Origin of the sequence: Enterobacter sp. PL1 (genome assembly GCF_945957325.1) — a bacterium.
Lineage (GTDB): Bacteria > Pseudomonadota > Gammaproteobacteria > Enterobacterales > Enterobacteriaceae > Enterobacter > Enterobacter roggenkampii.
This window is the reverse complement of sequence record NZ_CAMFKT010000030.1, coordinates 17,201-39,111: the sequence shown is the minus strand read 5'-3', so window position 1 is coordinate 39,111 and position 21,911 is coordinate 17,201. Positions and strand designations below refer to the sequence as shown.

21 protein-coding genes and 1 other RNA gene are annotated in these 21,911 nt (G+C 57.5%); 7 read left to right on the top strand and 15 right to left on the bottom strand.

Going from position 1 to position 21,911, the window contains the following annotated elements; genetic code table 11:
• From prfB to xerD, 4 genes are all read right to left on the bottom strand, one after another.
• Positions 1 to 1,099, bottom strand: a protein-coding gene (gene prfB / locus N6P30_RS20960) for a peptide chain release factor 2 (RefSeq protein WP_123277556.1) whose coding sequence is annotated in 2 segments (ribosomal slippage) — positions 1 to 1,023 and positions 1,025 to 1,099 — 1,098 coding nt in all. Because the reading frame shifts where the segments join, the coding sequence is not laid out codon by codon here.
• A 90-nt stretch (positions 1,100 to 1,189) separates the two neighbouring features.
• The gene (gene recJ, locus N6P30_RS20955; RefSeq protein ID WP_023294507.1) at positions 1,190 to 2,923 is read right to left on the bottom strand and encodes a single-stranded-DNA-specific exonuclease RecJ; all 1,734 of its coding nucleotides are present in this window, start codon (positions 2,921 to 2,923) and stop codon (positions 1,190 to 1,192) included.
• 5 nt (positions 2,924 to 2,928) lie between these two features.
• On the bottom strand, positions 2,929 to 3,642 hold the full coding sequence (gene dsbC / locus N6P30_RS20950) for a bifunctional protein-disulfide isomerase/oxidoreductase DsbC (RefSeq protein WP_023294508.1): 714 nt from the start codon (positions 3,640 to 3,642) through the stop codon (positions 2,929 to 2,931).
• Between the two features lie 28 nt (positions 3,643 to 3,670).
• Positions 3,671 to 4,567, bottom strand: a complete 897-nt coding sequence (gene xerD / locus N6P30_RS20945; RefSeq protein WP_008499709.1) for a site-specific tyrosine recombinase XerD — start codon at positions 4,565 to 4,567, stop codon at positions 3,671 to 3,673.
• Positions 4,568 to 4,668: 101 nt separating this feature from the next.
• Here xerD and fldB point away from each other — a divergent pair, with 101 nt between their 5' ends.
• Positions 4,669 to 5,190 (top strand): flavodoxin FldB, encoded by a 522-nt coding sequence (gene fldB / locus N6P30_RS20940; RefSeq protein ID WP_008499710.1) that lies wholly within the window; start codon positions 4,669 to 4,671, stop codon positions 5,188 to 5,190.
• 6 nt (positions 5,191 to 5,196) lie between these two features.
• Here the strand turns inward: fldB and N6P30_RS20935 are convergent, their stop codons facing one another.
• Entirely contained in the window at positions 5,197 to 5,607 is a 411-nt protein-coding gene (locus tag N6P30_RS20935; protein ID WP_021242050.1) for a protein YgfX, read from the bottom strand.
• Complete coding sequence (sdhE, locus tag N6P30_RS20930) at positions 5,588 to 5,854, bottom strand: FAD assembly factor SdhE (protein ID WP_006178375.1); 267 nt, start codon at positions 5,852 to 5,854, stop codon at positions 5,588 to 5,590. Before sdhE ends, N6P30_RS20935 begins: the two co-directional genes overlap by 20 nt.
• A gap of 294 nt (positions 5,855 to 6,148) precedes the next feature.
• Between sdhE and ygfZ the strand changes: the two genes are divergently transcribed.
• Positions 6,149 to 7,129: a tRNA-modifying protein YgfZ gene (gene ygfZ / locus N6P30_RS20925; RefSeq protein ID WP_023294509.1), complete on the top strand. Its 981-nt coding sequence runs from the start codon at positions 6,149 to 6,151 to the stop codon at positions 7,127 to 7,129.
• Between the two features lie 84 nt (positions 7,130 to 7,213).
• Here ygfZ and trhA read toward each other — a convergent pair whose 3' ends face one another.
• On the bottom strand, positions 7,214 to 7,873 hold the full coding sequence (trhA, locus tag N6P30_RS20920) for a PAQR family membrane homeostasis protein TrhA (RefSeq protein WP_008499713.1): 660 nt from the start codon (positions 7,871 to 7,873) through the stop codon (positions 7,214 to 7,216).
• Between the two features lie 265 nt (positions 7,874 to 8,138).
• Between trhA and N6P30_RS20915 the strand changes: the two genes are divergently transcribed.
• Together N6P30_RS20915 and bglA are read left to right on the top strand one after the other, a co-directional pair.
• Positions 8,139 to 8,870 carry a MurR/RpiR family transcriptional regulator gene (locus N6P30_RS20915; protein WP_008499714.1) on the top strand — a complete coding sequence of 244 codons (732 nt, stop codon included), beginning with the start codon at positions 8,139 to 8,141 and terminating at the stop codon, positions 8,868 to 8,870.
• Between the two features lie 116 nt (positions 8,871 to 8,986).
• Entirely contained in the window at positions 8,987 to 10,420 is a 1,434-nt protein-coding gene (bglA, locus tag N6P30_RS20910; RefSeq protein ID WP_023294510.1) for a 6-phospho-beta-glucosidase BglA, read from the top strand.
• A 65-nt stretch (positions 10,421 to 10,485) separates the two neighbouring features.
• Here the strand turns inward: bglA and N6P30_RS20905 are convergent, their stop codons facing one another.
• The 8 genes from N6P30_RS20905 to N6P30_RS20870 form a co-directional block, all read right to left on the bottom strand.
• Positions 10,486 to 11,229 (bottom strand): SDR family oxidoreductase, encoded by a 744-nt coding sequence (locus tag N6P30_RS20905; protein ID WP_021242055.1) that lies wholly within the window; start codon positions 11,227 to 11,229, stop codon positions 10,486 to 10,488.
• A 70-nt stretch (positions 11,230 to 11,299) separates the two neighbouring features.
• Positions 11,300 to 14,173, bottom strand: coding sequence for an aminomethyl-transferring glycine dehydrogenase (gene gcvP, locus N6P30_RS20900; protein WP_023294511.1), 2,874 nt, complete (start codon positions 14,171 to 14,173; stop codon positions 11,300 to 11,302).
• Positions 14,174 to 14,300: 127 nt separating this feature from the next.
• Entirely contained in the window at positions 14,301 to 14,690 is a 390-nt protein-coding gene (gene gcvH, locus N6P30_RS20895; RefSeq protein ID WP_008499718.1) for a glycine cleavage system protein GcvH, read from the bottom strand.
• A gap of 23 nt (positions 14,691 to 14,713) precedes the next feature.
• A complete protein-coding gene (gcvT, locus tag N6P30_RS20890) occupies positions 14,714 to 15,808 on the bottom strand; it encodes a glycine cleavage system aminomethyltransferase GcvT (protein WP_023294512.1) in 1,095 nt (364 codons plus the stop codon).
• Between the two features lie 397 nt (positions 15,809 to 16,205).
• Complete coding sequence (gene ubiI / locus N6P30_RS20885; RefSeq protein ID WP_023294513.1) at positions 16,206 to 17,408, bottom strand: FAD-dependent 2-octaprenylphenol hydroxylase; 1,203 nt, start codon at positions 17,406 to 17,408, stop codon at positions 16,206 to 16,208.
• 12 nt (positions 17,409 to 17,420) lie between these two features.
• Positions 17,421 to 18,599: a 2-octaprenyl-6-methoxyphenyl hydroxylase gene (gene ubiH / locus N6P30_RS20880; RefSeq protein WP_023294514.1), complete on the bottom strand. Its 1,179-nt coding sequence runs from the start codon at positions 18,597 to 18,599 to the stop codon at positions 17,421 to 17,423.
• Positions 18,596 to 19,909, bottom strand: coding sequence for a Xaa-Pro aminopeptidase (gene pepP, locus N6P30_RS20875; protein ID WP_086538466.1), 1,314 nt, complete (start codon positions 19,907 to 19,909; stop codon positions 18,596 to 18,598). Before pepP ends, ubiH begins: the two co-directional genes overlap by 4 nt.
• A 31-nt stretch (positions 19,910 to 19,940) precedes the next feature.
• Positions 19,941 to 20,519 carry a YecA family protein gene (locus N6P30_RS20870; RefSeq protein WP_025912457.1) on the bottom strand — a complete coding sequence of 193 codons (579 nt, stop codon included), beginning with the start codon at positions 20,517 to 20,519 and terminating at the stop codon, positions 19,941 to 19,943.
• 168 nt (positions 20,520 to 20,687) lie between these two features.
• Here N6P30_RS20870 and zapA point away from each other — a divergent pair, with 168 nt between their 5' ends.
• The 3 genes from zapA (at position 20,688) to N6P30_RS20855 (ending at position 21,863) form a co-directional block, all read left to right on the top strand.
• Positions 20,688 to 21,017: a cell division protein ZapA gene (gene zapA, locus N6P30_RS20865; protein ID WP_006811891.1), complete on the top strand. Its 330-nt coding sequence runs from the start codon at positions 20,688 to 20,690 to the stop codon at positions 21,015 to 21,017.
• A gap of 41 nt (positions 21,018 to 21,058) precedes the next feature.
• A non-coding RNA gene (gene ssrS / locus N6P30_RS20860) (6S RNA) lies at positions 21,059 to 21,242 on the top strand.
• 24 nt (positions 21,243 to 21,266) lie between these two features.
• Positions 21,267 to 21,863 (top strand): 5-formyltetrahydrofolate cyclo-ligase, encoded by a 597-nt coding sequence (locus N6P30_RS20855; RefSeq protein WP_025912458.1) that lies wholly within the window; start codon positions 21,267 to 21,269, stop codon positions 21,861 to 21,863.
• Positions 21,864 to 21,911: the final 48 nt, after the last annotated feature.

Below are 21,911 nucleotides of genomic sequence, written 5' to 3'. Positions count from 1 at the left end.
TCATAACCCTGCTTTCAAACTTGCTTCGATAAATTGGTCCAGGCTGCCGTCCAGCACCGCCTGCGTGTTGCGGGTTTCAACCCCGGTACGCAGGTCTTTGATGCGGGAGTCATCAAGGACGTAAGAACGGATCTGGCTGCCCCAGCCGATGTCAGACTTGTTGTCTTCCATCGCCTGTTTCTCAGCATTTTTCTTCTGCATCTCCAGCTCATAAAGCTTCGCTTTCATCTGCTTCATGGCCTGGTCTTTGTTCTTATGCTGGGAACGGTCGTTCTGGCATTGCGTTACCAGCCCGGTTGGAATGTGGGTAATACGCACCGCAGATTCCGTACGGTTAACGTGCTGGCCGCCCGCGCCGGATGCGCGGTAAACGTCGATACGCAGGTCCGCCGGGTTAATTTCGATATCGATATCTTCATCAACTTCCGGGTAAACAAACGCGGAGCTGAAGGAGGTATGACGACGGCCACCGGAGTCGAACGGGCTCTTACGCACGAGGCGGTGAACGCCGGTTTCAGTGCGCAGCCAGCCGTAGGCGTAATCACCGATGATCTTGATGGTGACGGATTTAATACCGGCCACTTCACCTTCAGACTCTTCGATAATTTCGGTTTTGAAACCGCGCGCTTCGGCCCAGCGCAGATACATACGCATCAGCATGCTGGCCCAGTCCTGCGCTTCGGTACCGCCGGAACCTGCCTGAATATCGAGATAGCAGTCAGCGCTGTCGTATTCGCCGGAGAACATGCGACGGAATTCAAGCTGCGCCAGCTTCTCTTCCAGCACGTCGAGTTCTGCTACGGCTTCGTTAAAGGTCTCTTCGTCGTCGGCTTCGACGGCCAGCTCCAGCAAACCGGGAACATCTTCCAGCCCCTGGGCCATTTGATCCAGCGTATCTACGATAGCTTCGAGAGAGGAACGCTCTTTACCCAGCGCCTGTGCGCGTTCAGGTTCGTTCCAGACGTCCGGCTGTTCCAGCTCGGCGTTTACTTCTTCAAGACGCTCTTTCTTGGCATCGTAGTCAAAGATACCCCCTAAGAACGTCAGAGCGCTCCGTGAGGTCCTGAATACGGTTTTTTACCGGATTAATTTCAAACATGGTCTGTTTTCTTTTATGGACTTGTCAAAATGCGGTGATAAGAGCGGGATTGTACCGAATCCACGCCCTTTTTTATAGAGATTACTGCCGCTAAATTGGCCAGATATTGTCGATGATGATCTGAAGGGTGCGGTTACCACGAAACTCGTTGATGTCCAGTTTGTACGCCAGCTCGACCTCGCGCACGCCGTTGTCCGGCCATACCGCCGTGTCAACGTTAAAGGCAATGCCGTCCAGCAGCGGGCCGCCGCCGACCGGCTCAACCATAACCTTCAGATGACGTTCGCCGACGATGCGCTGCTGCAGCAGGCGGAAACGGCCATCGAACAGCGGTTCCGGGAACATCTGCCCCCATGGACCGGCATCGCGGAGCATTTGCGCCACGTCCATCGTCATCTCAAGCGGTGAAAGCTCGCCATCGGACACCACTTCCCCCTGCAGCAGGGCCGGGTCAATCCAGTCGGTGACCAGCTCGCCGAACAGGCGCTGAAACTCGTCGAATTTCGCCTCTTCCAGCGACAGGCCTGCCGCCATCGCATGGCCGCCGAACTTGATCATCAGGCCCGGATACAGCGTATCGAGACGCTCCAGCGCGTCGCGCATATGCAGGCCCTGAATCGAGCGGCCAGAGCCTTTCAGCGTGCCGTCGCCCGCGGGGGCGAAGGCGATCACCGGGCGGTGGAAGCGCTCTTTAATGCGCGACGCCAGAATGCCGACCACGCCCTGATGCCACTCGGGATGGTACATCGCCAGGCCGCCCGGCAGCGTGTCGCCGCTGCGTTCAAGCTTTTCACACAGGGTCAGCGCTTCGGCCTGCATTCCCTGCTCAATCTCTTTACGTGTCTGGTTCAGGGCGTCCAGCTCGTTGGCCAGCACGCGCGCCTCACCGAGGTTGTCGCACAGCAGCAGCGCGACGCCAACGGACATATCGTCCAGTCTTCCGGCCGCATTCAGGCGCGGCCCGAGCGCAAAGCCCAAATCGCTTGCCGCCAGCTTGAGCGGGTCGCGGTTGGCAATTTCCAGCAGCGCCTTGATCCCCGGACGGCACTTGCCCGCCCGGATACGGCTCAAGCCCTGCCAGGTCAAAATACGGTTATTGGTATCGAGCGGCACCACGTCCGCGACGGTACCCAGCGCCACCAGATCGAGATATTCGGCCAGGTTTGGTACGGCAATACCGCGGGAGTCGAACCAGCCCTTGTCGCGTAACAGGGTACGCAGCGCCAGCATCAGATAAAACGCCACGCCTACGCCCGCGAGGGATTTCGACGGAAAATCACAGTCGCGCAGGTTGGGGTTAATAATCGCGTCGGCGGCAGGCAGCGTTTCACCGGGGAGATGGTGATCGGTAACCAGCACCGGGATCCCCAGCGCGTGGGCATGATCGACCCCCGCATGGGAAGAGATCCCGTTATCGACGGTCATGATCATCTGCGCACCGCGGGCGTGGGCCTGATCGACCACTTCCGAGCTGAGTCCGTAGCCGTCTTCAAAACGGTTCGGCACCAGATACGTGACGTTATCGCAGCCCAGCGCGCGCAGGCTGAGCACGCTCAGCGCAGTGCTGGTTGCGCCGTCGGCATCGAAATCCCCTACTACCACAATACGCGTGTTCTCACGCAGGGCGTTGTAGAGCATTTCAGTGGCTTTTTCGATGCCGTTCAGCTGCTGCCAGGGCAGCATCCCTTTTACGCTACGTTCAAGATCCTCAGCACGACGCACGCCGCGGCTGGCGTAGAGGCGCTTCAGCAGCGGCGGGAGATCGTCCGGCAAATCAATCGGTTCAACCGCCTCGCGGCGGCGCAATTTTATCGGGGCTTTCACGCGGATTATTTACCACTAACCTGTTTCTGGTGCGCGTCGAGGAACTCTTTCATCTCTTTTGGTCCCTGATAGCCCGGAACGACGTACCCGTTGCTCAGGACAATCGCTGGCGTACCGCTCACGCCAAACTGCACGCCCAGCGCGTAGTGGTTAGCGATATCAATATCGCAGGAGGCCGGCTTAACGCCTTTGCCGTTCATCGCGTCGTCAAACGCTTTATTGCGGTCTTTTGCACACCAGATGGCCTTCATGTCCTGCTCCGGCTGGCTCTTCACGCCCGCGCGCGGGAAGGCCAGGTAACGCACGGTAATACCCAGCGCGTTGTAGTCTTTCATCTCTTCATGCAGCTTGTGGCAGTAGCCGCAGGTGATGTCGGTGAAGACGGTAATAACGTGTTTTTCCTGCGCCGCCTTATAGACGATCATCTCTTTTTCGAGCGCGTTCAGGTTTTTCATCAGCAGCTGGTTGGTCACGTTGACCGGCTGCGCGCCGCTCACGTCGTACATCGGCCCCTGAATAATGTGTTTGCCGTCTTCGGTGACGTACAGCACGCCGCTGTTGGTCAGTACCGTTTTCATCCCGGCGACCGGTGCTGGCTGAATATCGCTGCCGGTGACGCCAAGCTTAGCGAGCGACTGTTTGATAGCGGCGTCGTCAGCATGGGCGAAACCGGTGAAGGAGGCTGCCAGCAGGGTGAACAGCGCGAAACTCTTTTTCATAGTTGATCCTGTTACAATTCGTCGGCACTCACGCACGAGGGTGGTGCTGTTGGTGTAGCTGCCGCAGGCGTTCCGTCGCGACATGGGTGTAAATTTGCGTCGTGGAAAGATCGCTATGTCCCAGCAGCATCTGCACCACGCGTAAATCCGCGCCGTGGTTGAGCAGATGCGTCGCGAAGGCATGACGCAATACGTGCGGCGAAAGCTTTTCACTGTCGATACCGGCCAGTGTGGCGTAATGCTTGATGCGATGCCAGAACGTTTGCCGCGTCATCTGCTGTGCGCGCTGGCTCGGAAACAGAACGTCGATAGACGCGCCGTTGAGCAGCCACGGGCGACCGTGCTCCAGATACGTTTCCAGCCAGTAAACCGCCTCTTCGCCCAGCGGAACCAGCCTTTCCTTGTTTCCTTTACCGATGACGCGCACCACGCCCTGACGCAGGCTGATGTCGCTCATCGTCAGGCCAACCAGCTCCGAAACGCGCAGGCCGGTAGCATACAATAGCTCAAGCATCGCTTTATCGCGTAACTCCAGCGGCAGGTCAACAGCCGGTGACTGTAATAATCTCTCAACTTGTGCTTCGCTGAGATCTTTCGGCAGCCGCTGCGGGAGCTTAGGGGATGCCAGCAGCGCGCTGGGATCGTCTTCGCGGATCTTCTCACGGTAGAGATGCTGGAAAAGCCGACGCATGGCGCTGAGCAAGCGCGCAGAGCTGGTGGCTTTGTATCCCCCTTCTACACGTTCACCGAGCAGCGCCTGCAGGTCGTCGCTTTGCGCGCTCGCCAGCGAGAGCTGCCGACGGGCCAGCCACTCCACCAGCATGGTAAGATCGCGCCGATAGGCGCTGAGCGTATTCTCGGCCAGATTTTTTTCCAGCCACAGCGCGTCGAGAAACTGTTCAACGAGTGCGAGATCCTTTTCCACATCAGCCCCTTTGATTCTGCAGTCAGGCCATTATGCCTGATTGTGACCGGTTTCTGGTACACTACGCGCAAAGTCAACGCAAGAATTGAGATAGTTACGCGATGAATATTGGTCTGTTCTATGGTTCCAGCACCTGCTACACCGAAATGGCGGCAGAGAAAATTCGCGACATCATTGGTCCGGAACTGGTGACGTTGCATAACCTGAAAGATGACGCGGTCGCGCTGATGGAACAGTACGATGTGCTGATCCTGGGCATCCCAACCTGGGATTTTGGTGAGATACAGGAAGACTGGGAAGCCATCTGGGATCAACTCGATTCAGTCAATCTCGACGGCAAGATCATTGCCATGTACGGCATGGGAGATCAGCTGGGTTACGGGGAGTGGTTCCTGGACGCGCTCGGCATGCTGCACGACAAGCTGGCGCCGAAAGGGGTATCGTTCATCGGCTACTGGCCAACCGAAGGTTACGAGTTCACCAGTAAAAAGCCGATTATTGCCGACGGCGAGCTGTTTGTTGGGCTCGCGCTGGATGAAACCAACCAGTACGATCTTAGCGATGAACGTCTGCAAACCTGGTGCGAGCAGATTCTCGGCGAAATGGCAGAAAAGTTTAGCTAACGCGTATTACCCCTGCGTCGTCTGTTGCAACAGCATCCGGCGCAGGTCTCGCCACTCGGCAGCATCCATACTGTCAGCCGCCAGCCACAGATGCTGGCAACGCCCGCCGTCCACCTTGCGTAACCGTAACATCATGCCGCAGTTGAGCATCCAGGGCATACCAAGAATATCCCACTCTTTACCCTGCCAGCGCAGGCGGGAATCCATCAGTAATTTAATCTCTCCCTGACGGGCATTAATGCGACGCTGGCTGCGTACGCTGTCAAAAACGACAAACGAAAGTAGCAGCAGCCACAGCGGCGTATAGCTCAGCGGCCACGGCATCAGTAACACAAAGGCCGCAACCAGGCCGTGGAGCAATAAAGACATCCACTGCGAGCGCCACGAGACGCGAAGATCAGATTGCCACAGGACCACGTTCCCGATTCCGTGTTTGAATTAATTGCACCATCCGTTGCAACTCGGTGTCGGCGGGTTTGCCGTGGTTCATCAGCCAGTTGAATAAATCCGGATCGTCAGACTCAAGCAGGCGGACAAACAGACGCTTATCGTCGTCGCTTAAGGTGTCATACTCATATTCGAAGAAAGGCATGATGGAAATATCAAGTTCACGCATGCCGCGACGGCACGCCCAGTGAATACGGGCCTTGTTGTTAATATCCATGTTCAGTTTCCTGCATTACGTTTGGCACAGTCGGTACCCCATTCGGTGTTCTTTATTTCTCTGCGGGGACACCAGCTAGTGTAACGTGTTTTTGACCGTTTCATTACTGGAATATTGCGATCAACGAGCAGGCTTCCAGAATAATCCCTACAAACACAGCGGATTACACTATTTTGCGTGGCGCTACGCAGAACCGATTTATGGCACAAATGGCCTGTTGAAAGCGCTTGCATTGCCTGCAGGCTCTTTTACCATTAGGCATTATCAAAGCGTTAAGCAATTCAGGATATCGTTATGGCCTTTACACCATTTTCTCCTCGCCAGCCCGCCGCCTCTGCGCGTCTGCCGCTGACGCTTATTTCTCTTGATGACTGGGCGCTGGCAACGCTCACCGGTGCCGACGCCGAAAAATATCTGCAGGGCCAGGTGACCGCCGACGTCAGCCAGATGACCGAACACCAGCACCTGCTGGCCGCCCATTGCGATCCAAAAGGCAAAATGTGGAGCAACCTGCGTCTGTTCCGCCGTCAGGACGGCTTTGCCTTTATTGAGCGCCGCAGCCTGCGAGACGCCCAGCTCAAAGAGCTGAAAAAATACGCGGTCTTTTCCAAAGTCACCATTGCCGCAGACGACGAACATGTCCTGCTGGGTGTGGCCGGCTTCCAGGCGCGTGCGGCGCTGAAAAACCTGTTCAGCGAACTGCCGGATGCCGAAAAGCAGCTCGTCAGCGAAGGCGCCACCTCAATCCTGTGGTTTGAACACCCGGCGGAGCGTTTCCTGTTAGTCACGGATGCGGCAACTGCCGAACGCGTGACCGAAGCGCTGCGCGGCGAAGCGCAGCTCAACAACAGCCAGCAGTGGCTGGCGCTGAACATCGAAGCGGGTCTGCCGATCATTGACGCTGCAAACAGCGCGCAGTTTATTCCTCAGGCAACGAACTTACAGGCGCTGGGCGGCATCAGCTTTAAAAAAGGCTGCTACACCGGCCAGGAGATGGTCGCACGAGCAAAATTCCGCGGGGCAAACAAACGCGCGCTGTGGACGCTGGCGGGACATGCCAGCCGCGTCCCTGAAGCGGGTGAAGATTTAGAGCTGAAGATGGGTGAAAACTGGCGCCGTACCGGCACCGTATTAGCCGCCGTACAGCTGGATGATGGACGTCTTCTGGTGCAGGCCGTTATGAACAACGACATGGAATCTGACAGCGTGTTCCGCGTGCGTGACGATGTGAACACGCTGAGCATCGAGCCGCTGCCGTATTCTCTGGAAGAGTGATGCTGTATCGCCCGGTGGCGCTGCGCTTACCGGGCCTACTTATCCCGTAGGTCGGGTAAGGCGAAGCCGCCACCCGACGAAAAACTACACCTGCCCCACATACAAATAAATCGCCAAAAAGTGGCACACGCTGCCGCCCAGCACAAAGCCGTGCCAGATGGCATGGTTGTACGGAATGCGCTTGCAGACGTAGAAAATGACGCCGAGCGAATACACCACGCCGCCTAAGGCCAGAAGCGTTACGCCCCCTATCGACAGTTTGATTGCCAGCTGGTACACCACGATCAGCGACAGCCAGCCCATGGTCAGATAGGTGACCAGCGACAGCACCTTAAACCGGTGCGCGATGGTGAGCTTAAACAGGATCCCGAGCAGCGCCAGGCTCCAGATAACGATCATCAGCCCGCGCGACAGCGGTGAGTTGAGCCCCACCAGCAGAAACGGCGTATAGGTACCTGCAATGAGAAGATAGATAGCGCAGTGGTCAAATTTCTTGAGCCACATCTTGGCCCGCTGATGCGGGATCGCGTGATACAGCGTCGAGGCCAGAAACAGCAGGATCATGCTCCCGCCATAGAGGCTGTAGCTGGTAATCGCCATCGCGCTGGCATCGGCGTCTACCGCCTGCACCAGCAATAACACTAAACCGACAATCCCAAACACCAGGCCAATGCCGTGGCTGATGCTGTTGGCTATTTCCTCAGCCAGCGAATATCCCTGTGCGATTAATGGTCTGCTCACCATACAAAACTCCGGGAAAACAAAAGATGATTATTCATCGCATCACTATGCTAACTGAGAATGATTCCAGTGAACACCTGTTAGCTAAAATAATTTCACTTCCGGATTTATACCTAAAAATCATAGGTATAAATGAATTTTTCACCTAACATTTGTTCACATTAAAATTTAACCATTAAGAATCAAGAGCATAAAAATGGATCCTGCCGTCTGGCCGCATGTTATGATGGATACATGAGGTCTGAATAAGAGTTATGCCATTGTGAGTATGTTCACCCACTCCGCCATTGCCAGTCTCAATAACCTGGAGATGATGGTCTACAACTATGTCATTAAAAACCGTGACAAAGTCATGTACATGACCATCCGCGAGCTGGCGGATGCGGCGGGTGTCTCGACGACCACTATCCTGCGCTTTTGCCGCAAGCTTAACTGCGAAGGCTACTCGGAGTTTCGCGTGCGCTTTAAGCTCTATCTCGAGCAGAATGAACCCCAGCAGGCGAACTTTGGCGCCAGCGAAATTATCAGCTTCTTTAAAAGCGTAAATAATGAAGAGTTCGACGCGTTATTAGATAATGCGGTCGATATTATTTTATCGTCGGAACGCATTATATTTGTCGGCGCAGGAACGTCAGGCTCGCTGGCAAAATATGGCGCACGTTTCTTTTCTAATATCGGAAAATTCAGTAACCATATTGATGACCCTTATTTCCCGGTCACCAATGACATGGCGAAAAATGCGCTGGCGATTGTGCTCTCCGTCTCGGGTGAGACCGAGGAGATCCTGCGCTTCGCCAGCCAGTTTAGCCTGCATCACTGCAAGGTGCTCTCCATTACCAGCCACGAGCACTCGCGTCTCGCAAAACTGGCGGACTTTAATCTCTCCTGGCACGTTCCCCAGACGCGTATTGCAGGCGTCTACGATATCACCACGCAAATTCCCGTCATCTATATTCTGGAATCTCTCGGCCGTAAGCTGGCGAAGAAACTTGCAGAATAAAACATCCTGTTTTTTTGATGTGACAAATCACATTATGCCCAATTTGTTATATCGTGACATTTAATTTCGCTTTGCTAGACTCGATGCCAATAAGCCATTTATTGAGAATAGCAGCGATGAAAAAATTGACCTTACCAAAAGATTTTTTATGGGGTGGCGCGGTTGCCGCTCACCAGGTTGAAGGCGGCTGGAACAAAGGCGGCAAAGGGCCAAGCATTTGCGACGTATTAACGGGCGGCGCACACGGCGTGCCGCGCGAAATCACGCAGGACGTGGTGCCGGGAAAATACTATCCCAACCATGAAGCGATTGATTTCCACGGCCATTACAAGGAAGACATCAAGCTGTTTGCCGAGATGGGCTTCAAGTGTTTCCGCACCTCGATTGCCTGGACGCGTATCTTCCCGAACGGTGACGAAACGCAGCCAAACGAAGAAGGGCTGAAGTTTTACGACGACATGTTCGATGAGCTGCTGAAATACAACATCGAACCGGTGATCACCCTCTCCCACTTCGAAATGCCGCTGCACCTGGTGAAGGAGTACGGCAGCTGGACCAACCGTAAAGTGGTCGATTTCTTTGTACGCTTCGCGGAAGTGGTCTTCGAGCGCTACAAAAACAAGGTCAAATACTGGATGACCTTCAACGAAATCAACAACCAGCGTAACTGGCGCGCCCCGCTCTTCGGCTACTGCTGCTCGGGCGTGGTCTATACGGAACATGAAAATCCGGAAGAGACCATGTACCAGGTCCTGCACCACCAGTTTGTGGCCAGCGCCCTGGCGGTGAAAGCCGCGCGCCGCATCAACCCGGAGATGAAAGTCGGCTGCATGCTGGCGATGGTGGCGCTCTATCCGTTCTCCTGCAAACCGGAAGACGTGATGTTCGCCCAGGAGTCCATGCGCGAGCGCTACGTCTTTACCGACGTCCAGCTGCGCGGCTACTACCCGTCCTACGTGCTGAACGAATGGGAGCGTCGTGGCTTCTCCATCAAAATGGAAGCGGGTGACGAGCAGATCCTGCGCGAAGGCACCTGCGACTACCTGGGCTTCAGCTACTACATGACCAACGCGGTGAAGGCGGAAGGCGGCACCGGCGATGCCATTTCCGGCTTCGAAGGCAGCGTGCCGAACCCGCACGTGAAGGCGTCCGACTGGGGCTGGCAGATTGACCCGGTGGGCCTGCGCTATTCTCTGTGCGAACTGTACGAGCGTTACCAGAAGCCGCTGTTTATCGTTGAAAACGGCTTCGGTGCCTACGACAAGGTGGAAGAAGACGGCAGCATCAACGATGACTATCGCATCGACTACCTGCGTGCCCACGTGGAGGAGATGATCAAAGCCGTCACCCACGATGGCGTCGATCTGATGGGCTATACGCCATGGGGCTGTATCGACTGCGTGTCGTTCACCACCGGCCAGTACAGCAAGCGCTACGGCTTTATCTACGTGAACAAGCACGACGATGGCACGGGCGACATGTCGCGTTCCCGCAAGAAGAGCTTCGAGTGGTATAAAGGCGTGATTGCCAGCAACGGCGAGGCGCTGTGATTTTTTGCCCGGTGGCACTGCGCTTACCGGGCCTACACGAATAGGAGGCCGGGCCGCCACCCGGCTTATTTCCCGCCCGCTAACTCAATAAAACTCCCCGTCACGTACGACGCCTTTTCGCTCAGCAGCCAGACAATCGCCTGGGCGACCTCTTCCGGCTGGCCGCCGCGCTGCATCGGCAGTAACGCTTTCACGCGGTCCACTCGCCCCGGTTCTCCGCCGGAAGCATGAATATCGGTATAGATCAGGCCCGGACGGACGCAGTTGACGCGAATGCCCTGCGCCGCCACCTCCAGCGACAGCCCGGTTGTCAGCGAATCCACCGCCCCCTTGGACGCGGCGTAATCCACATATTCCCCCGGTGCGCCCAGGCGGGACGCCGCGGAAGAGACATTCACTATCGCCCCGCCCTTGCCGCCATGTTTGAAGGACATGCGTTTTACCGCTTCCCGGCAGCAGAGGAAGTAGCCCGTGACGTTGGTCGCCAGGACGCGGTTAATGCGCTCGGCGGAGAGATTCTCAATGGTGGATTGCTCAAACAGAATCCCCGCATTATTGACCAGCGCGGTCAGCGGCTCGCCTTCACGATCGAGGCTGTCAAACATCGCCAGCACCTGAGCTTCATCACTGATGTCTGCCCGAACGGCAAAGGCTTTACCGCCCGCCTCAACAATCTGGTTGATCACGTCCGTTGCGGCCTTAATGTTGTGATGATAGTTCACCGCCACGGTGTAGCCTTCGCGGGCCAGCTGCAGCGCAGTGGCTTTCCCAATGCCCCGGCTGGCGCCGGTCACAAGTGCAATGCCCATTTTCTTCTCCCAATAAAAAAGCCGGGTGGCGGCTTCGCCTTACCCGGCCTACGTTACGACATCAGCAATGTTACTGGTATTCGCTCATCGGCACGCAGGAGCAGAACAGGTTACGGTCGCCGTAGACGTCATCGAGACGCTTCACGGTCGGCCAGTATTTGTTCGCCACGCCTGCCGGGAAGACGGCCAGCTCGCGGGAATAGCCGTGGTTCCACTCGGCCACCAGCTCGTGCTGGGTATGGGGAGCGTTGACCAGCGGGTTATCTTCCAGCGTCCACTCGCCGTCCTGCACGCGGTCAATTTCCATGCGGATGGCCAGCATCGCGTCGATAAAGCGATCCAGCTCGGCTTTGCTTTCGGACTCCGTTGGCTCCACCATCAGCGTGCCCGCAACCGGGAACGACATGGTAGGCGCGTGGAAGCCGTAGTCGATCAGACGCTTGGCAATATCCAGCTCGCTAATGCCGGTCTGCTCTTTCAGCGGACGAATATCGAGGATGCACTCGTGCGCCACGCGACCGTCGCGGCCGGTATAGAGCACCGGGAAGGCAGACTTCAGGCGGGTCGCAATGTAGTTGGCGTTCAGAATGGCCACCTGGCTCGCCTGCTTCAGCCCTTCCGCGCCCATCATGCGGATGTACATCCAGCTGATTGGCAGGATAGAGGCGCTACCGAACGGTGCCGCAGAGACCGCGCCCTGACGGGTCAGCATGCCTTCGATCTGCACAACGCTGTGGCCTGGGACAAACGGTGCCAGGTGCGCCTTCACGCCGATTGGGCCCATGCCCGGGCCGCCACCGCCGTGCGGGATGCAGAAGGTTTTGTGCAGGTTAAGGTGCGACACGTCCGCGCCGATAAAGCCCGGAGAGGTAATGCCCACCTGCGCGTTCATGTTCGCGCCATCGAGGTATACCTGACCGCCGAACTGGTGCACCACTTCGCACACTTCACGGATGGTCTCTTCGTACACGCCGTGGGTGGACGGATAGGTCACCATGATGCAGGAGAGCTTGTCGCCCGCCTGTTCGGCTTTCGCGCGCAGGTCAGCCAGGTCGATGTTGCCGTTCTTATCGCACGCGACCACCACGACTTCCATGCCCGCCATCTGGGCTGAAGCCGGGTTGGTGCCGTGGGCGGAGCTTGGGATCAGGCAGATATCGCGATGGCCTTCGTTGCGGCTTTCGTGATAGTGACGGATTGCCAGCAGGCCCGCATATTCACCCTGCGCGCCGGAGTTCGGCTGCATGCAGAGCGCGTCGTAACCGGTCAGCTTCACCAGCCAGTCGGAAAGCTGGTTAATCATCACGTGATAACCTTCCGCCTGCTCCGGCGGGCAGAACGGGTGCAGCTCGGAGAATTCAGGCCAGGTGATCGGGATCATCTCTGCCGCGGCGTTCAGCTTCATGGTGCAGGATCCCAGCGGGATCATCGCCTGGTTCAGCGCCAGATCCTTGCGCTCCAGAGAGTGCATGTAACGCATCATCTCGGTCTCGCTGTGGTAGCGATTGAAGACCGGGTGCGTCAGGATGGCGTCGTTACGCAGCATGCTGTCCTGAATGGAGCGGCTGTCGAGCGCAACGTCTTTGTCGAGAGCGTCAATGTCCAGACCGTGCGCGTCACCCAGCAGCACGCTGAACAGGTTCAGGATATCGTCGCGGGTGGTGCTTTCATCCAGCGTAATGCCGACGGCGTTGTGGATGTCGCTGCGCAGGTTGATCTTTGCCGCGTCCGCGCGTGCCAGCACGGCGGCTTTGTCCGCCACGTCCACGCACAGGGTATCGAAGTAGTGGGCATGGCGCAGCTTAAGACCTTTTTGCTGCAGGCCGCAGGCCAGGATATCGGCCAGGCGGTGAATGCGGCTGGCAATGCGTTTCAGGCCTGCCGGGCCGTGGAACACGGCGTACAGGCTGGCGATGTTAGCCAGCAGCACCTGTGAGGTACAGATGTTGGAGTTCGCTTTCTCGCGGCGGATATGCTGCTCGCGGGTCTGCATCGCCATGCGCAGCGCGGTATTACCGGCAGCGTCTTTGGAGACGCCGATAATACGGCCTGGCATGGAACGTTTGAATTCATCTTTCGCGCCGAAGAACGCCGCGTGCGGGCCGCCGTAGCCCATCGGTACGCCGAAGCGCTGCGCAGAGCCGAATACGATATCCGCGCCCTGTTTGCCCGGTGCCGTCAGCAGCACCAGCGCCATAAAATCGGCGGCAACGCTCACAACCACCTTGCGGGATTTCAGCTCGGCAATCAGCGCGCCGTAGTCGTGCACTTCGCCGGTGGTGCCCACCTGCTGCAGCAGCACGCCGAAGACGTCCTGGTGATCCAGCACTTTGTCAGCGTCGTCGACGATCACGTCAAAGCCGAAGGTTTCCGCACGGGTGCGCACCACGTCCAGCGTCTGCGGATGCACGTCCGCCGCCACGAAGAAGCGGTTGGCATTTTTCAGCTTGCTCACGCGCTTCGCCATCGCCATCGCTTCGGCGGCGGCGGTCGCTTCATCCAGCAGAGACGCGGAGGCGATATCCATACCGGTCAGATCCAACGTTACCTGCTGGAAGTTCAGCAGCGCTTCCAGACGACCCTGGGACACTTCTGGCTGATACGGCGTATAGGCGGTGTACCAGCCCGGGTTTTCCAGCATGTTGCGCAGGATCACCGGCGGCAGCTGCACGTTGGTGTAGCCCATGCCAATGTAAGACTTATAGCGCTTGTTCAGGCCGGCGATAGCCTTCAGCTCCGCCAGCGCGGCGAACTCCGTGGTGGCTTCCCCCACCTGAGGCGGCGTTGCAAGCTGGATGTCTTTTGGCACAATCTGGCCGATCAGTGCGTTTAATGAATCCGCGCCAACCGTCTTCAGCATCTCCTGCTGTTGCTGAGCATCCGGCCCAATGTGACGTTCAATGAAGGCGCCACGGTTTTCAAGCTGGCTTAAAGTCTGTGTCATGAGCGATGGTTCCTGAAACGTGCAGTGAATCGTAGTTATCTGTAACGCTGTTGCCCGGTGGCGCTAACGCTTACCGGGCCTACGTTGATCTCCAGGCCGGATAAGCGCAGCGCCATCCGGCACAACGTTATTCGTCTTCCAGTAATGCTTCGTATGCGGTCGCATCCAGCAGCGCGGCAACCTGGGATTCGTCGCTGGCTTTGATCTTGAAGATCCAGCCGCCTTCATAAGGCTCGCTGTTGACCAGCTCCGGGGAGTCGCTCAGCGCGTCGTTGACTGCAACAATCTCACCGCTTACCGGTGCGTAGATGTCTGATGCCGCTTTTACGGACTCCGCCACGGCGCAGTCGTCGCCTGCGCTCACGGTCGTGCCCACGTCAGGCAGGTCAACAAACACCATGTCGCCCAGCAGCTCCTGCGCGTGCTCGGTGATCCCGACGGTGTAAGTGCCGTCCGCCTCTTTACGCAGCCACTCATGTTCTTTGCTGTATTTCAGTTCTGCTGGCACATTGCTCATTGAAGTTCTCCTGATAAAAATAGTTAGGCGACCGGCTTACCGGCGCGAATAAAAATCGGTTTGGTCACGTTGACCGGCATTTCGCGGTTGCGGATTTGCACCACCGCCGTTTCGCCAATGCCTGCCGGCACGCGTGCCAGTGCAATACTGTAGCCCAGCGTCGGTGAGAAGGTTCCGCTGGTGATCACGCCTTCGCGAGGATTGCCGTCAGTATCGGTAAAACGTACAGGCAGCTCGCCGCGCAGTACGCCTTTTTCCTTCATCACCAGGCCAACCAGCTGTTCAGTGCCCTTCTCGCGCTGCATCTCCAGCGCTTCACGGCCAATAAAGTCACGGTCAGCCGGTTCCCACGCGATGGTCCAGCCCATGTTGGCGGCCAGCGGAGAGACGCCTTCGTCCATCTCCTGACCGTAGAGGTTCATGCCCGCTTCCAGACGCAGCGTATCGCGCGCGCCCAGGCCCGCAGGCTTCACGCCCGCCTCCACCAGCGCACGCCAGAAATCAGCGGCCTTTTCGTTCGGCATCGCAATTTCGTAGCCCGCTTCACCGGTGTAGCCGGTGGTGGCGATAAACAGATCCCCCGCCTGCACGCCGAAGAACGGCTTCATGCCTTCGGTGGCTTTACGTTGCTCATCGTTGAACAGAGACGCGGCTTTCGCCTGCGCGTTAGGCCCCTGCACGGCGATCAGCGACAGGTCATCACGGACGGTGATGTCGATGGCATACGGTTCGGCGTGTTGGGTGATCCAGGAGAGGTCTTTTTCGCGGGTGGCGGAGTTTACAACGAGGCGGAAGAAATCTTCGGTGAAGTAGTAGACGATAAGGTCATCAATCACGCCGCCCGAGGCATTCAGCATGCCGGTATAGAGCGCTTTACCCGGCGTCTTCAGTTTGGCGACGTCGTTTGCCAGCAGATAACGCAAAAACTCCCGGGTGCGGCTACCGCGCAGATCGACAATCGTCATGTGGGACACGTCGAACATACCGGCATCGGTGCGCACCGCGTGGTGCTCATCAATCTGCGAGCCGTAGTGCAGCGGCATCATCCAGCCGTGGAAGTCCACCATGCGGGCGCCGCACAACACGTGTTGTTCGTACAAAGGAGTCTGTTGAGCCATCTTGTCCTCGTTGAAAAATTCACCGTGAAACCCGGTATCGGCCCCGCGTTCGGGCACCGACGCAAACGTTCTCTTTTACCTGAACTTACCACCGAAAACGGCGGTTAACCATAAGGCAAAACAGGTCATCACATTAGCTTATGACCAAAAAACGCTGAAAAGCCTACAGAGTTATCCACTGGAAAAATGCGATTAACCCCGCACAAAATTAACAATGATCTAACAGGATTTAGCACATGGTGATATTTCGTGCGGAAAAACGGGCCGAATTTCCGTAACGAGAAAAACACGACATTAGATTATCTAATGCGAAAAATGATGTGAAATTAGAATATTTCAAACGAGGGAATTTCCCCGGCGCAGAGGCCGGGAAAAGAAAGTGTGACAGGGGTCTACATTAACGCAGCCAGTCCGGGAGGTCGTTCAGACCCATCGCCTGACGGAGGAGTTGGGGTTTAACACCCGGAAGGGTGTCAGCAAGCTTAAGGCCGATGTCGCGCAGCAATTTCTTCGCCGGATTTGACCCGGCAAACAGCTCGCGGAAGCCCTGCATGCCCACCAGCATCATTGCCGCGCTGTGCTTGCGGCTGCGCTCGTAGCGACGCAGGTAGAGATGCTGGCCGATATCTTTGCCTTCACGATGCAGGCGACGCAGCTCTTCTACCAGCTCCGCCGCGTCCATAAAGCCAAGGTTAACGCCCTGCCCGGCCAGCGGATGGATGGTATGCGCCGCATCGCCCACCAGCGCCAGACGGTGCGCCGCAAACTGGCGCGCGTAGCGGCCGGTTAACGGGAATACCTGACGCTCGCTTTCAAGCGTGCACAGGCCAAGGCGGTTATCAAAGGCCACGCACAGCGCCTGGTTAAAGGCCTCCGGCGTCGCCTCATGCATCTGCTGGGCTTTTTCCGGCACCAGGGACCAGACAATTGAGCACAGGTGCGGATCGGCAAGCGGCAGGAACGCCAGTATGCCGTCGTTGTGGAAAATCTGGCGCGCCACGCCGCCGTGCGGCTCTTCGGTACGGATCGTCGCGACCAGAGCATGATGGCGGTAATCCCAGTATGTCAGCGGGATATCGGCTTTATTACGCAGCCAGGAGTTGGCACCGTCAGCACCGACCACCAGACGCGCGGTCAGCATGTCGCCACTCTGCAGGGTGATAAACGCCTCGTTTTCGCCCCACGCCACCTGCTGGATCTGCGCAGGCGCAATCAGCGTCACGTCGCTGCACTGCTGTGCTTTCTGCCAGAGCGCGTGGTGGATCACCGCGTTTTCAACGATATGCCCCAGATGGCTATAGCCCATGCTTTCATCATCAAAAGCAATATGACCAAAGCTGTCTTTATCCCACACTTCCATGCCGTGATAGCAGCTGGCGCGGTGCGCCACAATATCTGCCCAGACGCCAAGGTGCGTCAGCAGCTTTTCGCTGGCCGCATTGATCGCCGAGACGCGGAGTTCCGGCGGCGCATCCGGTGCAACGGGCTGAGGCTGCTTTTGCTCCAGCACCGCCACGCGCAGGTTGCTGCCCTGTAATCCGCAGGCCAATGCCAGTCCAACCATTCCGCCGCCAACGATGGCGACATCAACATTTTGCACGGTGATAACTCCTTAACGCGCGACCCAACCCAGGGTCCGCTGCGCCAGCACGTCACGTGCCGGAATGAATAATTCCATCGCCATCAGCCCAAGGTTGCGACCCGCAACCAGCGGTGCCCAGCGATTGGCAAAAAGATGAACCAGACCATCGGTCACACCGATGGTGGCCTCTTTATCCGCCTGTCGGCGCTTCTGGTAATGACTCAGCACCGAATAGGCCCCACAGTCTTTTTGCTCGCCCCACGCCTGCGCCAGAGATTCGGCCAGGCTCATAACATCGCGTAAGCCAAGGTTGAAACCTTGCCCCGCGATGGGGTGCAGCGTCTGCGCAGCGTTACCGACAAGCGCCAGACGATGGGAGACAGACTGAGACGCCGTGGTCAGCGAAAGCGGGTAGACCGTCCGCTTGCCGGCATGGGTAATACGCCCCAGCCGCCAGCCAAAGGCTTTCTGCAGCTCGGTACAAAAACGTTCGTCGGACCAGGCCTTCACCTCTTCAGCCTTATCCTGCGGATGGCACCAGACCAGGGAACAGCGCCCGTCCGACATCGGCAGCATCGCCAGTGGGCCATGCTGCGTAAAGCGCTCAAAGGCCCTGCCGTTGTGGTCAGCTGCGGTAGAGACGTTCGCAATGACCGCCACCTGCCCGTAAGGCTGCTGGCGCCACTCCACGCCGCATTGGGTACCGAGCGACGAGCGCGAACCGTCCGCAGCGACCAGAAGCTGGCCTTCAAGGACGGTGCCGCTTTCCAGCGTCACGCTGACCGACGCTTCGCTTCGGCTCACGCTGGCCACGCGCGCGGGGCAATGCAGCGTGACGCCCGGCGCGTCCTGGAGCAGGCGGAACAGACGTAATCCGACGTCGTGCAGCTCAACAACCTGACCCAGGGCATCAATCCGATAATCCTGCGCGTCCAGCGTGACAAAGCCTGCATGGCCGCGATCGCTGACGTGAACGGTCCCGATCGCCGTAGCACGGTCGGCAATCGCCTGCCAGATCCCAATGCGGGAAAGCTGCTGGCAGGTGCCCTGCGCCAGCGCAATGGCGCGAGCATCAAAACCGGGGTGGTTCGACGCCTCTGGCGCAACGGCTTCTACCAGGTGCACCGGAAGCTGGCCCTGCGTCAAATGCGAAATGGCCAGCGCCAGCGTGGCCCCGGTCATGCCGCCGCCCACGATAATCACGCTCATGCGCGCGCCGCTGCCATCAGCGCCTCGATATCGTCAGCGTTTTTCACGACGCTGGCGGTCAGGTTTTCGTTACCGGTTTCGGTAATCACGATATCGTCTTCAATACGAATGCCAATCCCGCGGTATTCTTCTGGCACGTCGGCATCCGGCGCGATGTAGAGACCCGGCTCCACGGTTAACACCATGCCCGGCTCCAGCACGCGCGAACGGTCGGTGCCGTATGCGCCAACGTCATGCACATCCAGCCCCAGCCAGTGGCTCAGGCCGTGCATGAAATACGGTCGGTGCGCATTTTCAGCAATCAGGGTGTCGACATCCCCTTTCAGGATCCCGAGCCTGACCAGACCGGTAATCATGATGCGCACCACTTCGCCGGTCACTTCCTGCATGGAAGTCCCCGGACGATACAGTTTGAGCGCTGTCTCAAGGGATTCGAGAACAATGTCGTAAATCGCGCGCTGTGCCGGCGAGAATTTACCGTTCACCGGGAAGGTACGGGTGATGTCCCCCGCATAGCCCTGATATTCGCAACCGGCGTCAATCAGCACCAGATCGCCGTCGCGCAGCGCACTTTCGTTTTCGGTGTAGTGCAGAATGCAGCCGTTTTCGCCGCCGCCGACAATGGTGTTGTAGGAGGGATAGCGCGCGCCGTGGCGGTTAAATTCGTGGTGAATTTCGCCTTCCAGCTGGTATTCGAACATCCCGGGACGGCATTTCTCCATGGCGCGGGTGTGTGCCAGCGCGCTGATTTCGCCCGCGCGGCGCATCACATTTAGCTCTTCCTCAGACTTGAACAGGCGCATCTCATGCACCACCGGACGCCAGTCCGTCAGCGTGGCCGGTGCGGACAGGTTCTGGCGCGAGCCTTTGCGCAGCTTATCCAGCGCGGTGAAGACAATCTCATCGGCGTAGGCATATTCGCCCTGCGCGTGATAGAGCACGTCGAGGCCGTTAAGCAGCTGGTAGAGCTGCTGGTTGATTTCGCTAAACGCCAGCGCACGGTCAACGCCCAGCTTCGCCGGCGCGGCCTCCTGGCCCAGGCGGCGGCCAAACCAGATTTCGGCCGTCAGGTCGCGCACGCGGTTGAAAATCACGCTGTGGTTGTGGGTGTCATTGCTTTTAATCAGCACCAGTACCGCTTCCGGCTCGTTAAAGCCGGTGAAGTACCAGAAATCGCTGCTCTGGCGATAGGGATATTCGCTGTCAGCGCTGCGCGTCACTTCAGGCGCAGCAAAAATCAGCGCGGCGCTGCCCGGCTGCATTTTCGCCAGCAGCGCCTGACGGCGGCGCGAATACTCTTGACTCGAGATAACCATGACACCCTCCTGTGCGTTATTTTTCTTAATGTAAGGTTGGCTTACGAACTTCCGGTGCGGTCGGCTGTGAGCGCGTAAAGTTGTCGTGGCACAGCAGTGCCGCCACGCGCACGTACTCGATGATCTCTTCGAGAGACATTTCCAGCTCTTCCTGGTCTTCGTCTTCATCGTAGCCAAGCTGGGCAATGTTGCGCAGGTCGTCGATCGCTTCACCCGCTTCGCCGGTCACTTTATCCAGTTTAGGCTGCGTGACGCCCAGCCCCAGCAGATAGTGGTTTACCCAGCCGGCCAGCGCATCGGCGCGATCGAACACGCTGACGTCGTCGCCGTCAGGCAGATAAAGCTGAAAAAGGAAGCCATCGTCTTCCAGCGAATCGCTGATGGCGGCGTGCATTTTACGCAGCGCTTCCGCCAGCTCGTGACCAAACGCCAGCCCTTCATTCGTGAGGTCGTGGATCAGCGGCTGCCAGGAGCTGTCGCTGTTTCCGCCGCACAGCATGCCACTGATCAGACCGTGCATTTCGGCAGGGGTTAAACCGACTCCCTGCTGGTTCAGTAACTGGTTTAAATCCTTGTAACCAGGCATTTCGTTCTGTATAGACATGCGCATTCGTCATCATTGGGGGGAAGTTTCATGATATGCTACCACTTTGGACCCTGGTGATACCAGAAAAGGGCTTGTATCTTCACATCAGGGTAGCTATAGTGTCGCCCCTTCGCAGCCCCCGGGGCAGTAAGCGAAGGCAGCGCAGTCAATCAGCAGGAAGGTGGCATGTCTGCACAACCCGTCGATCTCCAGATTTTTGGCCGTTCACTGCGAGTGAATTGTCCGCCTGAACAAAGGGATGCTTTGAATCAGGCTGCGGACGATTTGAATCAGCGGTTGCAAGATCTAAAAGAACGCACTAGAGTCACAAATACTGAGCAGCTGGTTTTCATCGCCGCGTTGAACATCAGCTATGAACTGACTCAGGAAAAAGCGAAGACCCGCGACTACGCGGCAAGCATGGAGCAGCGCATAAAAATGCTCCAGCAGACCATAGAACAAGCATTGCTTGATCAAGGTCGCAATCCCGAAAGACCGGGACCCAAGTTTGAATAACACTTCTCAGTTGACTATGGTAGAGTAACTGTGAAGACAAAATTTCTCTGAGATGTTCGCAAGCGGGCCAGTCCCCTGAGCCGATATTTCATACCACAAGAATGTGGCGCTCCATGGTTGGTGAGCATGCTCGGTCCGTCCGAGAAGCCTTAAAACTATGACGACACATTCACCTTGAACCAAGGGTTCAAGGGTTACAGCCTGCGGCGGCATCTCGGAGATTCCCTCTCTTTTCTTCTACCGACTACCATGACTCAATTCCCTGAAGTTTCAGCTTCACGCCAGGACATTCGTCAGCTCATTCGTCAACGCCGTCGTGCGTTAACCCCAGAACAGCAAGCGCATTTTGCCCAGCAGGCCGCCGCCCGTATGATGGCGTATCCCCCTGTCGTGATGGCGCGCACGGTTGCCCTGTTTCTGTCGTTTGACGGCGAACTGGACACCCAACCGCTGATAGAGCAGCTCTGGCGCGCCGGGAAGAAGGTATACCTGCCGGTGCTGCACCCGTTCAGCGAAGGCAATCTGCTTTTTTTGCACTATCACCCGCACAGCGAGCTGGTGGTGAATCGTCTGAAAATCACCGAGCCGAAACTCGACGTGCGCGACGTGCTTCCGCTGTCACAGCTGGATGTGCTGATTACGCCGCTGGTGGCGTTTGATGAGCAGGGACAGCGCCTGGGAATGGGCGGTGGTTTTTACGACAGAACGCTACAAAACTGGCAGCAGTATGGGTTGCAGCCGGTAGGCTACGCGCATGATTGCCAGGGCGTGGAGGCGTTGCCGGTGGAGAAATGGGATGTGCCGTTACCGGCGGTGGTGACGCCCAGCAAAATATGGGTCTGGTAGGATAAAGCCGGGTGGCGGCTGCGCCTTACCCGGCCTACATAAATCCTC

Coding starts and splice junctions, on each gene's coding strand:
- zapA (WP_006811891.1), top strand. CDS start 20,688: ATGTCTGCACAACCCGTCGATCTCCAGATTTTTGGCCGTTCACTGCGA.
- ubiH (WP_023294514.1), bottom strand. CDS start 18,599: ATGAGCGTGATTATCGTGGGCGGCGGCATGACCGGGGCCACGCTGGCG.
- dsbC (WP_023294508.1), bottom strand. CDS start 3,642: ATGAAAAAGAGTTTCGCGCTGTTCACCCTGCTGGCAGCCTCCTTCACC.
- N6P30_RS20915 (WP_008499714.1), top strand. CDS start 8,139: ATGTTCACCCACTCCGCCATTGCCAGTCTCAATAACCTGGAGATGATG.
- trhA (WP_008499713.1), bottom strand. CDS start 7,873: ATGGTGAGCAGACCATTAATCGCACAGGGATATTCGCTGGCTGAGGAA.
- ygfZ (WP_023294509.1), top strand. CDS start 6,149: ATGGCCTTTACACCATTTTCTCCTCGCCAGCCCGCCGCCTCTGCGCGT.
- N6P30_RS20855 (WP_025912458.1), top strand. CDS start 21,267: ATGACTCAATTCCCTGAAGTTTCAGCTTCACGCCAGGACATTCGTCAG.
- bglA (WP_023294510.1), top strand. CDS start 8,987: ATGAAAAAATTGACCTTACCAAAAGATTTTTTATGGGGTGGCGCGGTT.
- gcvH (WP_008499718.1), bottom strand. CDS start 14,690: ATGAGCAATGTGCCAGCAGAACTGAAATACAGCAAAGAACATGAGTGG.
- gcvP (WP_023294511.1), bottom strand. CDS start 14,173: ATGACACAGACTTTAAGCCAGCTTGAAAACCGTGGCGCCTTCATTGAA.
- fldB (WP_008499710.1), top strand. CDS start 4,669: ATGAATATTGGTCTGTTCTATGGTTCCAGCACCTGCTACACCGAAATG.
- sdhE (WP_006178375.1), bottom strand. CDS start 5,854: ATGGATATTAACAACAAGGCCCGTATTCACTGGGCGTGCCGTCGCGGC.
- N6P30_RS20870 (WP_025912457.1), bottom strand. CDS start 20,519: ATGTCTATACAGAACGAAATGCCTGGTTACAAGGATTTAAACCAGTTA.
- N6P30_RS20905 (WP_021242055.1), bottom strand. CDS start 11,229: ATGGGCATTGCACTTGTGACCGGCGCCAGCCGGGGCATTGGGAAAGCC.
- gcvT (WP_023294512.1), bottom strand. CDS start 15,808: ATGGCTCAACAGACTCCTTTGTACGAACAACACGTGTTGTGCGGCGCC.